11 protein-coding genes are annotated in these 15,175 nt (G+C 39.2%); all 11 read left to right on the plus strand.

The window, feature by feature from the left end:
- Positions 1 to 63: 63 nt before the first annotated feature.
- The 11 genes from GNE10_RS02455 (at position 64) to GNE10_RS02505 (ending at position 15,157) form a co-directional block, all read left to right on the plus strand.
- A complete protein-coding gene (locus GNE10_RS02455) occupies positions 64 to 3,087 on the plus strand; it encodes a N,N-dimethylformamidase beta subunit family domain-containing protein (RefSeq protein ID WP_185563498.1) in 3,024 nt (1,007 codons plus the stop codon).
- 23 nt (positions 3,088 to 3,110) lie between these two features.
- Positions 3,111 to 4,073, plus strand: coding sequence for a hypothetical protein (locus tag GNE10_RS02460; protein ID WP_185563499.1), 963 nt, complete (start codon positions 3,111 to 3,113; stop codon positions 4,071 to 4,073).
- Positions 4,074 to 4,551: 478 nt separating this feature from the next.
- Positions 4,552 to 6,849 carry a glycosyltransferase gene (locus tag GNE10_RS02465; protein WP_185563500.1) on the plus strand — a complete coding sequence of 766 codons (2,298 nt, stop codon included), beginning with the start codon at positions 4,552 to 4,554 and terminating at the stop codon, positions 6,847 to 6,849.
- 109 nt (positions 6,850 to 6,958) lie between these two features.
- Positions 6,959 to 7,657, plus strand: coding sequence for a class I SAM-dependent methyltransferase (locus GNE10_RS02470; protein ID WP_099069546.1), 699 nt, complete (start codon positions 6,959 to 6,961; stop codon positions 7,655 to 7,657).
- A gap of 22 nt (positions 7,658 to 7,679) precedes the next feature.
- Positions 7,680 to 8,597 carry a glycosyltransferase gene (locus GNE10_RS02475; RefSeq protein WP_185563501.1) on the plus strand — a complete coding sequence of 306 codons (918 nt, stop codon included), beginning with the start codon at positions 7,680 to 7,682 and terminating at the stop codon, positions 8,595 to 8,597.
- A 79-nt stretch (positions 8,598 to 8,676) separates the two neighbouring features.
- Positions 8,677 to 9,681 carry a hypothetical protein gene (locus GNE10_RS02480; protein ID WP_185563502.1) on the plus strand — a complete coding sequence of 335 codons (1,005 nt, stop codon included), beginning with the start codon at positions 8,677 to 8,679 and terminating at the stop codon, positions 9,679 to 9,681.
- 40 nt (positions 9,682 to 9,721) lie between these two features.
- Positions 9,722 to 10,573 (plus strand): glycosyltransferase family 2 protein, encoded by an 852-nt coding sequence (locus GNE10_RS02485; protein ID WP_185563503.1) that lies wholly within the window; start codon positions 9,722 to 9,724, stop codon positions 10,571 to 10,573.
- Positions 10,574 to 10,578: 5 nt separating this feature from the next.
- On the plus strand, positions 10,579 to 11,547 hold the full coding sequence (locus tag GNE10_RS02490) for a hypothetical protein (protein ID WP_185563504.1): 969 nt from the start codon (positions 10,579 to 10,581) through the stop codon (positions 11,545 to 11,547).
- Positions 11,548 to 11,549: 2 nt separating this feature from the next.
- A complete protein-coding gene (locus tag GNE10_RS02495) occupies positions 11,550 to 12,677 on the plus strand; it encodes a glycosyltransferase family 1 protein (protein ID WP_185563505.1) in 1,128 nt (375 codons plus the stop codon).
- A 13-nt stretch (positions 12,678 to 12,690) separates the two neighbouring features.
- Positions 12,691 to 13,806 (plus strand): glycosyltransferase family 4 protein, encoded by a 1,116-nt coding sequence (locus GNE10_RS02500; RefSeq protein ID WP_185563506.1) that lies wholly within the window; start codon positions 12,691 to 12,693, stop codon positions 13,804 to 13,806.
- A 10-nt stretch (positions 13,807 to 13,816) separates the two neighbouring features.
- Positions 13,817 to 15,157, plus strand: coding sequence for an O-antigen ligase (locus GNE10_RS02505; protein ID WP_185563507.1), 1,341 nt, complete (start codon positions 13,817 to 13,819; stop codon positions 15,155 to 15,157).
- Positions 15,158 to 15,175: the final 18 nt, after the last annotated feature.

Below are 15,175 nucleotides of genomic sequence, written 5' to 3' on the forward strand. Positions count from 1 at the left end.
GTAAGTCCCTAAGGAAGTTACTTTTTATCTTCCGTAATTATTAAACCTTATGGGAAACTAAGTATGGTTACCATCTTTAGCAATCAAGTTCCAAGCATTCCCAATAACAGCGATAGCTCTTACGAATTAGGGATGAAATTCCGCAGCACTGCGGCAGGAGAGATTTCCGCCGTTCGCTTTTGGAAAGCCCCCAGCGAAACAGGAACTCATATTGGCAAGATCTGGTCAGCAAGCGGAACTCTTTTAGCAAGCACCACTTTTACCAACGAAACGGCTTCTGGCTGGCAGCAACAAGCTCTGGACACACCACTGATCGTTCAAGCCGACACCACTTATGTAGTCTCTGTCAACGTCAACACCCATTACGTCGCCACTTCCGATCAACTAGCCACCCCCATCACCAATGGGCCTCTCAGCTCAGTGGCAGACGGTAACAACGGGGTTTTTAGTTTCACTCCGGGAGCTTTTCCAACTGGTTCTTACCAAAATACAAACTATTTTCGTGACATCGATTTTGTAGCTATTCCCCAACCGACAATCACAAAGATCGGCGGCGACAATCAGACTGGTGCAGCCGCAACTCCCTTACCCAACCCATTGGTTGTTCAGGTCAAAGATGCAGCTGGCAATCCCATATCAGGGACTACGGTGACCTTTGCTGTTACCAGTGGCGGGGGATCGGTATCGCCTGCAAATGTAGTCACTGATACAAATGGTCAGGCTAGTACCACCTTAACCCTTGGAGCTAATCCTGGTGCTACAAATCCTGTGGTTAATAATGTGACTGCCACAGCACAAAACGTAGGCAGCACTATCTTTTCTGCCAATGCCAGTCCTTCGGGAGAGAGCCAAACTCTGTTTACAAATCAAGTCCCAGATTTTGCAAATTCTAGTGATAATAACTCTCCCTATGAATTAGGCATGAAATTCCGCAGCGCTCAAGGTGGACGAATTACCACCATCCGCTACTGGAAAGCGGCTAGCGAGAAAGGAAGTCATGTCGGCAAAATCTGGACGGCAACGGGAACTTTATTAACAAGCGTCGTTTTTACTAACGAAACGGCTTCTGGCTGGCAGGAGCAGGTTCTAGAAACACCAATAAATATTCAAGCCAATACGACTTATGTCGTTTCTGTCAACATCAACACCCATTACGTTCTTACTCAAGATGCACTGGCTAACCCCATAGTCAATGGCGATCTTAGCTCAGTAGCAGACGGCAGCAACGGGTTATATAATGTAAATCCAAATTCTTTTCCAACCAGCTCTTTCCGGAATTCTAACTATTTTTGCGACATTGGCTTTATTGTTGGCAGTGCCTTAATTAAAGTCAGTGGAGACAATCAAAGTGCCACCACAGGAGCAGCTCTGCCCAACCCCCTAGTTGTACGAGTTGTAAACGCTCAAAACAGTCCTCAATCAGGGGTAACGGTGAACTTTGATATTATCAGTGGCGGCGGAGCGCTCTCGGTTACCAGTGCAGTCACTAATGCTAGTGGTCAAGCAAGTACTACTGTCACAGTGGGGCAAGCTCCTACCGCACCTGGAGGACTGACGGTCAGAGCGACGGCAATAGGTATTGGCACTACCAACTTTTCGGCTACAGCAATTCCCACAAACCCGAATCCCATCTATTTGGAAAATCTCAATCCAGGCACGACTAACTGGAAACTCGACAACCCTGGCAATGGAGAGATCGCGGGTTATGCCTCGGCCACCAGTGTTAATAAAGGGGGATCGCTAGATATTAAGGTTTCTCTTGCACAACCAGGACAGTATACCATCGATGTGTATCGCTTAGGCTACTACAGTGGGAAGGGAGGAAGGCTGATTGCCAGCAGTGGTTCCCTCACAGGCACGACCCAACCCGCCTGTAGTTTAGACCCTGATACCAGACTTGTTGAATGTAACTGGACAACTTCCTACGTTTTGCAAGTAGGTAACAACTGGACTAGTGGTCTTTATGTAGCGAAACTCACTGACCAGGCAACAGGCGTAGTAGCCCACGTGTGGTTTGTAGTCCGGGATGATAGCAGCACGGCTGATGTTTTATTCCAGAGTGCCGTTTCTACTGTCCTAGCCTATAGCTCCACGGGGGGTTACAGCTTGTACACTTCCGACAGCCTTGACGGTCAGCGGGCTTTCAAGGTTTCCTACGACCGGCCGTTCTTCCAAGCAACTTATCAAAATTCTAGCCAACCAGCCAAACCTTTGCAGTGGGAATACAACATGGTGCGTTGGCTAGAATCTCAAGCTTACGATGTTACCTACACCGACAACATGCAGGTTCACACCAGCCCACAAAAATTGCTCAATCACAAAGTATTTTTGTCTGTAGGCCACGATGAGTACTGGTCTAAAGAAATACGGGATCATGTGGAAGCTGCCCGCGATGCTGGAATTAATTTGGGAATTTTCTCCGCCAATAGTTGTTATTGGCGAGTGAGGTTTGAAAGTTCTACTACTGCTGCGGGACAAGTAAGACCTAACCGGGTGATGGCCTGTTACAAAGCGGATTGGGCATTAGATCCAGTTGTCCAACAGCAGGGGCCATCAGCTGCAACTAATAAATTCCGCAGCGCCCAGAACCAGCGACCAGAAAACGCTTTATTCGGAGTGATGTACGGTAGCGACCTAGATACCTTTGGTGGTTTTAACTTTACTGTCAGCAACGCTAGCGATCCTTACTACGCGAACACAGGACTCCAGAATGGAGATCAGCTGGCGATGTTAGTGGGTTATGAATGGGATTTTATCGTTAATAATGGGTCTGCTCCTGCTGGAGTCGTCAAATTGTCTGAGTCTACAACCATACCCTCCACTGTACTGCCTACCTTCGACGAACCAGTTGGAGAACAAGGACTTCCTGCCAACCAGGATTTTACCAAATCTCACTCAGTGCGCTACACAGCTAGTAGTGGAGCTAAAGTTTTTGCCTCCGGTACCATTCAGTGGGCATGGGGATTAGATAGTGACGGCATTAGCCCATTTCGGGAAGATATTCGCGCTAAGCAAATGACTGTCAACATCTTAGCAGACATGGGGGCGAAACCCCAGACACCAAATGCAAACCTGATTGTTCCTTAAAGCATCTCACAAGGAGTATCGTAATGCCATCATTAAAACGCCGACAATTTGGCCAGCTGGCTGCTGCTAGTTTGACTTCTACTGTTGTTGCTGGCCTGTCTAATAAGGCCGTTGCTCAAAAGATCCAACTCAAGCAGGAAATTCTTTATGGAGTCAAACCCCTTGCTACACCCAACAATGAAAACCGGGAAGACCAAACTCCGTCAATAGAGTTGAGTACTGCCGAATTCGCAACGGGAAAAGTTCTTTCTAGGCTCAATCGTCTATCTCTGTTCGTTGACAACCCCTTATCTGTACCGAAAAAAGCAAGAGCTTTCTATGTTGCTCAGTCTAATCGAGTTACAAAGGCGGTAGCACTTAAAGATGGAAGTCTGGTAATTTCTACTGTGTCTAGCACGAGAAATGGTTTTTTCAACCATCTGCTTTTCACTGTGGGTAATGCTGCTGTCCCTGTGTTTAGAGCGAAAAAAGTACTAGGCTTTAAGAAATCCAATCAAACTATTGAAAGTTTGCTGAGCCTTCCCAATAATCGACTTCTGTGTTTGGTAGGAACTGAGGGTGTCCCGCCTTTTAGTTTCAGAACCATCGATTTCACCACAGGTAAAGTTCTTGACCGCGACGATTTGGATCTACCTCCACTACCACTCAACCATCGATTCGCTAACCTGTGCCAAGATGCCAAGGGAAATATTTTTGCCACTGAGATCGGCTCAGAAGGTATCCCAATTTTAATTTCAATTAACTTGCAGGAGAAAGCCCTAGTTACTGGTAAGGTGATAATTAAGAGATTGGCTCCACTAAAATTTGAAGGACGCCCTCTTGGCAACGATCTTAAAGACTTGGGCTTCTCCCGTTCTGGTGAATTGTATGCCCTTGCTGCTGACACTAATAGAAAAAACACTGCCCTGTTTACAGTGGACGTGAAATCTGGCAGGATGGGGCGAATCAAGAACTTTGAATCTGAGAAATTTACATTCACTCTCTAGTATTACAATGACGTTTTGAATTATCTCTTGATGTTAATTTTCCATACATGAGTATGGAAAAAAATAAAATGTACAGATGTCAATGTTTTGATGAGAAGTTGCTTCAATTTAGCTGTAAATCATACTCATAAGCAAAGCAATTAGGAGCAAAACATTGACGGATTTCTGTTTTATACCAATTCGCAGTATCCACTGCATAGAAAATAAACTACACAGTTTATAAATTCAGATTGTATCTAGGTTTCAATGATTGAATGTGTTGCAGGATTTGAGAGAATTGGTATTAGTTATCAAAAAGCGATCGCATAAATCAAAATCTTTATGCGATTGTTTTGCTTGTTGTTTTTAATTCATAATAAATTAAAGTTAAAAAATAGAACTGCGGGTAGTTTTTTATTAAAATTTTGCAATACATAGAAAAGTAAAATTCAGCAATTGCACTTAATAAAACAAATAATTCTATATCAATAAAATATTTATGAATAACATTAAAAAACCAAGACTTGTTTTTTTTCAATGGAACAATCAAGGTTCAGCCAAGTTCTATAATGTTCATAAACAAGAACATGTTAAATGCCTATCCGAATTTTTTGAAGTAATTATAATTCGTGACGAAAGTGACTATCAACAAATTTGCGAACAATATCAACCAGATATATCTTTATTTGAAACTGGTAATGCTTCATCTGATAAAAGACGGATTAAAAATACTCATTATTATCCAGAAATACCAAAATTAGCTTTTTATAACGGAGATTCTTATTGTGGGTTTCATTCAGCTTTTCTTTCTGATATCGAACATTGGGGAATAGAGACAGTCTTTACAATATCCATTCCTTTTGCTGAATATCTTCCAGAGATTGCCGACAATTTATTTATCTGGCCAAATTTTATAGATTCCGACGTATTTAAAGACTATAATCAGCCTAAAAATATACCAGTGCTAATTACTGGCAGCCAAACATCACTATATCCTTGGCGGCAAAAAATTAATAGACTTGTTGCTAAGTATTATCCCAGTCTCATTTGCCCGCACTTAGGATATATGCAAAACCGAGAAACATCAAGAATGCTTTTTGGCGAGCAGTATGCCCGGATGCTCAATGCTTCTTTGTTTTCACCTACCTGCGGCACAATGGCAAGGGAATTTGTTCGTAAATTTTTGGAAATTCCCGGTTCAAAATCCTGCTTAATTACAGAAAAGAATCCAACTGTTGAAGCAGCAGGTTTTGTTGATATGCAAAATTGTGTATTTGCTGATGAAAATGACATATTAGATAAACTGGATTACCTGTTTCAAAACCGAGCAGAATTAGAGAAAATTACCGATGCTGGTTATCAATTAGCTCATTCCCAACATACATTTAAACAACGAGATCAAATTTTGCAATGGTTTCGTCTACACAAAGCCCTAAAACCAAATCAAAGGATTGTTCAAAAAAGTCCTTTTGAGCCTTTGACGATTGTAGACAAATCATCAGAAATTAAAAATTCACATATTGTTGTTAATCCATCGGATATACTGCTGCTGCGTCAAGGAGATCAAAAACTCTGGGCGGGTAAATATGATGAAGCAGAAACTTTATATCTCAAATGCTTAAATTTTGTAGATTCTCAAGCACAACCAAAACTAAGGTTGGCATTATGTAATCTCTACAAAGGAAATGCAGCAACGGCACATTATTGGATTATCCAGCCAATTGAATGGACTCTCGATTTACTAAAAGCTATAGATCCCGATCCATTAGAGTGGGCTTATTTAATTATTACTCTCCTTTGCCAAGGAAAATTAAATGATGCTGTCAACTACGCTAATAAATTTCCGTCTCTTTGCCATCCCGAACTAGACCGCACTCGTTGGATTGTTAATACTCTCACAAGTAGAGAAATTTTACCCTACACTGACCCATTAAAGTGCCGCTATAGTGCTCATCAATTGCCTACTCGCAACTTCCAAGACTGGCTCAATCAAATCTGTATAATGCTTAGAGCATGTCAACAATTTGATTTTGCTAAATTGTTGAGCGATCCGGCTGCTTTAAAATCTCAATCGTTAGACAAACAAACCAAAGCTTTTGCCAAATCATCTAATGTGGTTTCTAAATCAATTGAATTTTTAACTTTCAAATATTATCAAACAACGGTGAAGCAATGGCTGATTTTCAATTTAAAAACATTGCTACGTCAGCCATTGTCTCGTTTAGAAACTAGATTTGGTTACTTTCTTCCTTACGAATTTTCAACTATAAAATCTGATGAACTTTTTCAGACAATTCGCAAAATGGTGAAGGAAGAAGATATCAAAACAGCTTTAGTAATTGGAGCGTCTAGTGGAGAGGTGATTACCGAAGCACTTTTAACAGGCATTAGAGAAAATCCAAACAAGCCAACCGCCTTTTGTATCAATATCTCTACTGCTAAATTTAATAAATTGCAAAAGCGTTTCATAGGTGAATCTGTTGTTAAATTTTACGATATTTTGCCCAGTTCTTCAGAAGATTTAGCTGAAGAAACCAGTAAAGCTATCAGAAATATTAAAGAAGAAAACAATATTAAATTTTTTGATATTGTTTTAATCGATGGTTCTCAATTAAGCATAAGTATTGAAGAACTAGATAATGAGTTGGAAGATTATAAGTTTGTTTTACTGGATGATATAAATACATTTGAAAATTACAAAAATCATCAAAAATTACTTTTAAATTCCAATTATTTAGTATTCACTCAAAATCCGGAATTACGTAACGGTTATGCGATTTTTGAGCAACTTCCTTAAATAATCAACTGGTAAAATAGTGATTTTTGGGGAACCGAGAGTAGAGAATATAAATTTTCATTACTCGTTTAAGTGGTTGATAAAAACAGATTTTTGGAGATTTAAGAAAATGAAAATGCAAATGAAGGACTTTTCTTACAGGGCATCATATCACTTGATTTGGCGAGCAGAACAATTACTCACTGATTTTCAAAGTTCTTCAATTAATAGGGAACTTAGCAAACTAAGTTGCTTAAATAAGAAAAATATAAGCACACACATGACTGCTCGCGAACTAAATACGCTTTACATATTAGCTAAGGAACTTGGAGAATCTGCAAAAGCTTTAGAAATAGGCTCTTATTTAGGAGCATCTAGTTGTTATATTGCGGCTGCTTTGGCTCCAAAAAATGGACACTTATTTTGTGTTGATACTTGGGAAAATCAAACTATGCCTGAGGGAGAAAGAGATACATTCAAGGAGTTTAAAACTAATACCAAAGCAGTAGCTCATCACATCACCATGATTAGGAAGAATAGCCAGGAGCTTATACCTTCAGATTTTCTGGAAAATCCTCTAAATCTTGTTTTTATTGATGGCGACCATAGTTATAAAGGAGCCAAGAATGATTACGAAAAAGCAACTCCTTGGATTGTGGGAGGAGGTATTCTTGCATTCCATGATTGTATTGCTTTTGAAGGTGTAGCTAGAACAATTGGTGAAGCACTTGCTAGTGGTAAATGGAAATTTGGTGGACAAGTTGATAATCTCCTTTGGCTACGTAAAGTAGAAAAAGGTTGTTTAGAATTTGAACATTCAGCATTTTAAAACCAAGGCGAAGTCATTTTGTATGCAACTACCCCTTAGTATCATTATTTGTGCCCACAATCCTCGGCGGAATTATTTAGAGAGGGTTTTAGAAGCACTTAAATATCAAACATTATCCAAAGATTTTTGGGAAATTTTGTTAGTTGATAATGCTAGCGATCGCCCTTTAGTTGCGGAAATTGATTTAAGTTGGCATCCCCAAGCTCGTCATATTCGAGAAGAAGAACTAGGACTGACTGCTGCTAGACTCAGAGGAATTCGAGAGGCTACGGCTGGAGTAATAGTATTTGTTGACGATGATAACGTTTTAGATTCAGATTATTTAGAAACTACATGGCGAATTAGTAAAGATTTTCCATTTATTGGTGCTTGGGGCGGACAAATTAAACCTGAATTTGAAGTACCACCTCCATCTTGGGCAAAACCTTATTTAGGGAATTTGGCAATTCGAGAATTTGAGGGCGATCGCTGGTCTAATTTAACACAGCAATATGAGACAACCCCATGTGGAGCTGGGCTTTGTATTCGTAGGGTTGTTGCACAAAAGTATAGCGAGTTAGTTGGTGAAAATCCTCAACGAGCAAGTATGGATCGCAAGGGTAAAATGCTTACCTCCTGTGGAGATTCAGACTTAGCATTTACAGCCTGTGATATCGGTTTAGGTACTGGACTGTTTGCATCTTTAAAGCTGACTCACTTAATACCTGCTAATCGTTTGCAAGAAGATTATCTGTTACGTTTAGTTGAAGGACTCGCTTATTCACAAATTATCCTCGCATATTTTCGAGGTGTTGTCATGCCTCAATCTTTTTGGAAAACCTCGAAAATATATTCGCTATATTTATTTTTACGATATGGCTTCAAAACATACTCTTTCCATGAAGCAGAAAAAAAAGGTAAAAATTTAGCTCTCAAAGAAATTACAGCAATTGTCAGGTAAATAGACTAAGCGATAGGGGCGCACACCCCTACAATAGAATTCTGAATTCTTCTTTAATGAGTTAAATTCATTCATTTATATGAATCTGATAACTAATTCGTCTTTAAATATCAGTAGATATTTAGTTTCCCGCAGGAAACCAGGTATTTCTAACAAAAATTTAGAAAAATGCCAAATACATTTTGATATCCAAGGTCAAGAGGCAGGAGACTATATCAAAAATATCTTATCTCAAGATCGACCATGTATGATTAGTAGACTAGGTTCTACAGAACTCGATACTATATTGGTATATTTAAATATCATTGATAAATCAAGTTTTCTGCTCAAAAGCATTAGATATATAAATGGTGATTGTGGTTGGTTTTGGTGGGATGAATTAGTCAAGAAAAAAATTACAAATTTATCTGGTTTTTTTCCATCTGATGAAACTAACTTAAATCGATTTTGCGAATTAATGATTCGTGATATCAAAAATATTGATGTCCTTGGTTCTTGGTTAGAAGCAGAGCAACAATTTAGCCAAATATTACCGAATACAATCAATGCCACAAGAGTATCACTAACAGATTTAGAACCCTATCGCCATCAACGACCTTGGTCAGAAGTTTTAGAAGGAAAAACAGTTTTAGTGATACATCCTTTTGAAGAAAGTATAAAACAACAGTACAAGAAAAGACATTTGTTATTTGCAGATCGTCGAGTTTTACCAGAATTTGAGTTAAAAACAATGCCAGCAGTTCAATCGATAGCTGGAAATAGTGTAGATTTTCCAACATGGTTTGATGCTCTGAATTTTATGTGCGATCGCATCTCCAATATTGATTTTGATATAGCTATCATTGGCGCAGGAGCTTATGGTTTGCCTTTAGCTGCTTTTATCAAGAATATTGGTAAAAAGGCCATCCATCTAGGAGGAGGTACTCAAATATTATTTGGAATTCGTGGTGCAAGATGGGATGAAAGACCTTATTATCAAGAATTATTTAACGAACATTGGGTACATCCTCTTTCCTCGGAAAAGCCAGCAACAGTGAATAATTTTGTCCAATATCATGGAAGTGAAAATGGTTGCTACTGGTAGAAATTTATAAGTTAGTATTGAAGTCAAATAAAAGGTTGTAATGGTAAGTAAATATGAGGCATTCAAGGATTCTTCTTCTTTGAAAAATCAGCATCCAAAAATATCGGTAATTACAGTCAGTTTTAATCGGCTGGAGGAGTTACGTAAAACATTTTATAGTATCATTTCCCAAACATACAAAAATGTTGAATATATCATCATTGATGGCGGTTCTCAGGATGGTACAGTAGATTTCCTCCACAAAAATAGTGCAAATATATCCTATTGGGTGAGCGAAAAAGATGCTGGAATTTATGATGCCATGAACAAAGGAGCCTTGGCCGCCACTGGCGACTGGATAATTTTTATGAATTGCGGCGATCAATTTTTTGCAGAGGATACACTGGCTAAGGTTGCAGAATACCTTGATAATTCAGTGCATGTTGTTTATGGCAGAACTGAATATGTTGTTAATGATAAATACGGATATCATACCTATCAACGCCAGCCCTATGATTTATCTATAATCTGGCGTGAAATACCTAGTTGTCATCAAAGTATTTTTGTTAAAAAAGAACTACAAGTTAAATATCATTTTGATACATTGTTGACTTGGTGTGCAGATCACGATTTTATTGCCAAGGTTTATGTTGCTGGCTATCGCTTTCAAGAAGTTCCTGTAGTTATTTCTAGATTTGACACTTCAGGAGGAGCATCCAGAGATTTATTGAGCTTTACTAAAGAGCGTTGGTCTATTTGTAGAAAATACTTTGGCAAATCTTTTCAGCAAGAGTTGTATTTTATGAATGAATACAAAAGTTTTTGGTTGCAAAAAAACATTATTAGTAAAATACGCGAGATGGTTCCTAGTGAGTGGATTCTTACTTTACGTAAATATAGAAAAATATATTGATTAATATGGCTCATTCTAAAAATATTGGAGTCTATTTTTCAGCGAATGACGCAGTTTATGAATGGACGATCGCTTTTCTCAACAGCTTTAGAACCTTCAACCCAGATTTACGCCTGATTCTCATTCCTTTTAACGAGCAGTGCCATCGCTTGATAAAATTAAGTGATATTTATAAATTTGAAGTTTATACTGATGCATCTTTTTCGCGGTTAGAAGCCATCGGTGAAGCATTTGAACTAGGCTACACCCCTACTGGCCCTTATTGGTTCAGACGTTATGCAGCTTTTTGGGGGCCACTAGATTATTTTATGTACTTAGATGCTCGGCAAATTGTGTTAGCAGATATTCAACCGTTTATTGAAGCAATAGAAACTTTTGGGTTTGACTTTTTACATTATGACTGTGCCATCGACCAAGTTTACGAACAAGGAACATTTCGCCAACAATTATTAAAGGAAAGACGAGGACGTGGGTTTAATTCTGGTCGTTGGGCTTCCCGAAAGGGGATATTTTCAATAGAAGAATTTGAGCAACTAGCAGAGAACGCGTTGAAAATACGTAACCAACTCAACCCTAGAAATACAGATCAGGCTTTCATTAACTATTGCTGCGATATGAAACCCGTATGCTACGGGCATTTTGCAGAAGTAATTGGAGGTATCTGTCAGAACGGTTGGGCACGTAAATCAGGTAAAATTTTTGAGGATAGCGGTAAATACTTTCTGTGGAATTATGGCAGTTTAGACCATAAAAAACAAGTTATTCTGCTGCATTGGGCAGGATATAAACTTAATTCTTTGATGCCTTATAAAAATTTGTTCGATAAATTTTACTTAAAAAAACAACCTATTTTTCAATCATTGACATCTTATTTATACACAAGTTTAGATTATCTATGGAGAAATCCTGTAGAAATCTTACGACAAAATCGTTTGATTAATAATACGTATCATTCTTTGAGAAAAAATTATTAATTGTGAAATTAGTTTCTTACATTCATCCCATTCGCACATACTTACCTTGTACGGGAGTAGGGCGGCATATAAATCAAATTTTGCTTGGACTTGCAGAGGAAAGTGGCATTGAGTTAAATTTGCTTTTCTCACAACAGTGGTTGGAGAGTGATGGTAAACTTAACCCACGCTGTCCCCTGCGCGAACTACCCAAGCTGACTTTTCCTGGATTAGAAAATCCCACAGAACGGACATGGAAACTATTTGGCTATCCTCGCATGGATAAATATTTGCCAGAACAAACAGACTGGCTTTATGCGCCAATGGAAACTTATATCCCTGTGTCGAAATGTCCGGTTGCTGTTACAATTCATGACGTACAAGCATTTGAAATCAATTTGCCTTGGTCGCGTACTTGGCAGCATCAATGGTTTCGTTATAAGTGGGGGCGTTGGGTGCGTCGTGCTTTATCTGACTGTCGCGTGATTTTTACTGTCTCAGAATTTTCTAAGCAACGGATGGTGGAATTATTAGGAGCTAATCCCCAAAAGATTGTAGTAGTTGGAAATGGTGTTGAGCAGTCTTTCTTTGATATTGCGTCAGTTAATTCTTTAGATTTAAAGCCACCAGTGGAAGCACCCTACACTTTAGTAATTGGTGGTTTGCGTCAAAAAAAAGGAGGTGATTATGTTCTTGGTGTTGCAAAAGCTCTCCTTGAGCGCAAAAGTAATTTAAAAATTCTTGTGGCTGGTGAATTAGAAACTGATTACATTGAAGCAGCTAAAACTCACTCTAATATCAGCTTATTGGGTATGATTTCTGATGAAGATCTACCGAGATTATTACGCCAAGCATCATCGCTTTTATTTCTTTCTCTCTATGAAGGTTTTGGGATGCCGGCGCTAGAAGCAATGGCTGTAGGAACTCCAGCAATTGTTTCTAATAGAGCTTCTCTTGTTGAAGTTGTTGGCGATGCTGGCATTGTTGTTAATCCAGAAGAAACTGATGCGATCGCCGAAATAGTTATAGACTTAGAAGCAAATCCTAGTGTTGCCCAAGAATATGTTCGACGAGGCCGCAAACATGCAGCAGAACATACTTGGTTACGCTGTGTAAACAAAGTAGTAACTGCTTTACAGGAATTTGCTTAATAGAAAAATTTTTATGGCTTTAAAAGTTGTTTTTTGTTGGTCTGATATTTCTGGTTACATGGCAGCTTGCTGGCGAACTCTGCACCAAATACCAGAAATTGATGTATTTGTTGTTGCCTTTCAAGCTCGTACTGAAACTGCATTTGCCGATGAATTGATGCAGGGTATTCCTTGCCGACTTTTGGATATCAAAGAAAGACAAGATGCAAATTTAATCAAAGATTTGGTGTTGGCGGAATCTCCAGATGTAGTTGTCCTTTGCGGTTGGTTGCATAAACCTTATCGTCAGCTGGTCTTTGCTGGTGAATTATCTCAAACAGCCTTAGTAATGACAATGGATACCCCTTGGTGGGGTACGTGGAAACAACATTTAGCTCCTTTGTTTCTTCGTTCTTACTTGCGATGTATAAATAGTGTCGTTGTTGCTGGAGAACGCAGTTGGCAATATGCTTCCCGTTTAGGAATTGAAAGAGCAAATATAGCCCACGGGGTTTATGGTATTGATTATGATATTTGGTCTCCTTTGTGGGAACAACGCCTTGAGTCCCAATGGCCGCGTTCATTTTTATTTGTCGGGCGCTACGTTGCAGTGAAGGCAATTGATGTTCTGGTAGAAGCTTACCAAATATACCGTTCTCAAGTATCTCATCCTTGGACTTTGGTGTGTTGCGGACAAGGAGAATTGGCATCACATCTTGAGGGAAAACCGGGAATTGAGAACCAAGGATTTTTACAACCATCGCAAATGCAAGCTATATGGCGGAGGGCAGGAGCTTTTATTTTGCCCAGTCGATTCGATCCTTGGCCGCTAGCTTTAGTGGAAGCTGCTGCTGCTGGGTTACCGATTATTTGTACTGATGTTTGTGGTTCTGCGGTTGAGGTAATTCGACCTTGGTATAATGGTTTAACAGTACCCAAAGAAGACTCAAAAGCTTTAGCCAAGGCAATGTTGACTTTACACCATAACTATGCAGAGTTATCAACTTGGGGAAAGCGATCGCAACAACTAGCAGCCCCCTACGCTGCCAATATCTGGGCAACTCGTTGGCAGGAATTATTACAGAATGCACATAACATGAAAACAGTCAAGGATAATACAAATAATCTAGTTACTCAAAATTTGATATGAATTTTTTCGCATGAATTCAGATCCTATTAGCAAACTTATTGACCTCATCTTTAGTCCTTATGGAATATTTGGTATTATCATCGCTGTTTTCATTTTGGAGAAAGCTAGACAGTCCCGGCGTTTAGCTTGGCTATTATTTGCGTTTTGCTGTTATGCAACTTCCTTGGGAAAATTTCAGGATGAGTGGATAACTGAACCACCACCCTTAGTTTTTCCTTTACAACAAATACGCGATATGGGTCGCCCCTTGACAATAGTTCTCCTGGTTTTACTCATCTTACTGGGAATGCAAACACATAATGGATGGCGGCGGATAATTATTCCACAACCAGTCTATTACTTGATCGCATTTCAGGTGGCAGTTTTTTTCAAAATTGTAGTTTATGGTGACATAACTTTTGCCCTACTGGCGCTAATTACCTTTGGGGCAATTGTACTGATGTTTAAGTTAGGCCCTTCGCGTTGGTTGCAGGATGAATACAATTTTCGCTTGGGTGTTTGGTCGCTAGCAATGGTTGGTGTCATCTTCGCCATCGCCTGCGCTTATCAAGGAAGATTTGATATGTATGCCATGACATTTGTACAGGGGAGATTCCTGGGAACTACAGGTAGTTCGCAACATGCGGCTGCTTTGTTAGCAGGTACTATTCCCTGCTTCATGTTTCTCATTGAAAGCCACAAAAAATGGGACTGGATAAAAGCTTTTTGGATAGCTGTTTTACTTCTTGTTGTATATTTTTTATTTCTTACAGCTTCTCGCACTGGCGCACTTATGGGAATCAGCTCTATTTTATTTTTCTATCGTAATCGAGCTGGTTCTTTAGTACGCTTAGGCTTATTTGCTGGTGTTGTCTTGGGTACAATCTTTTGGTTTATCAGTCCAGATAAAATTACTGAAAGCACACCCGCAAGCAATAGGTTCATTTCAGGTGGAAATACACGTGAAGAAGCTTGGATTGGAATGTGGAATGGCTTCATGAGTAATCCATTTTTTGGTTCCCCTTTGTACGGAGGACGTTTGGTTTTTGGAGAAAATTCTTGGTTAGCTGCTGGAGATACTACAGGATTGATCGGATTTATACCGATAGTCATGATGGGTCTGGGCTGTTTGAAGATGATATTTGAACTTCATAAATTTAGTAATGCAAAACCTACTTATTTTTTGCATAGTAGTACTGTGATAGCTGGTTTGTCAGGTCTTTTGGTAGGAAGTTTTTCAGAAGCTATTCTTTTAGGCAATCTGTCTTTTCCTGTATTTTCACTCCTAATGTATTTATCACTAGGAAAGTATTTACTTGATTTCGAGCGAGTTCAGAAGAAGTACTTATCATCGCAGATGGTACCAAATTAATTTTATCAAATAGCATTT

It is taken from the genome of Nostoc sp. 2RC (assembly GCF_014222165.1).
GTDB lineage: Bacteria > Cyanobacteriota > Cyanobacteriia > Cyanobacteriales > Nostocaceae > Nostoc > Nostoc linckia.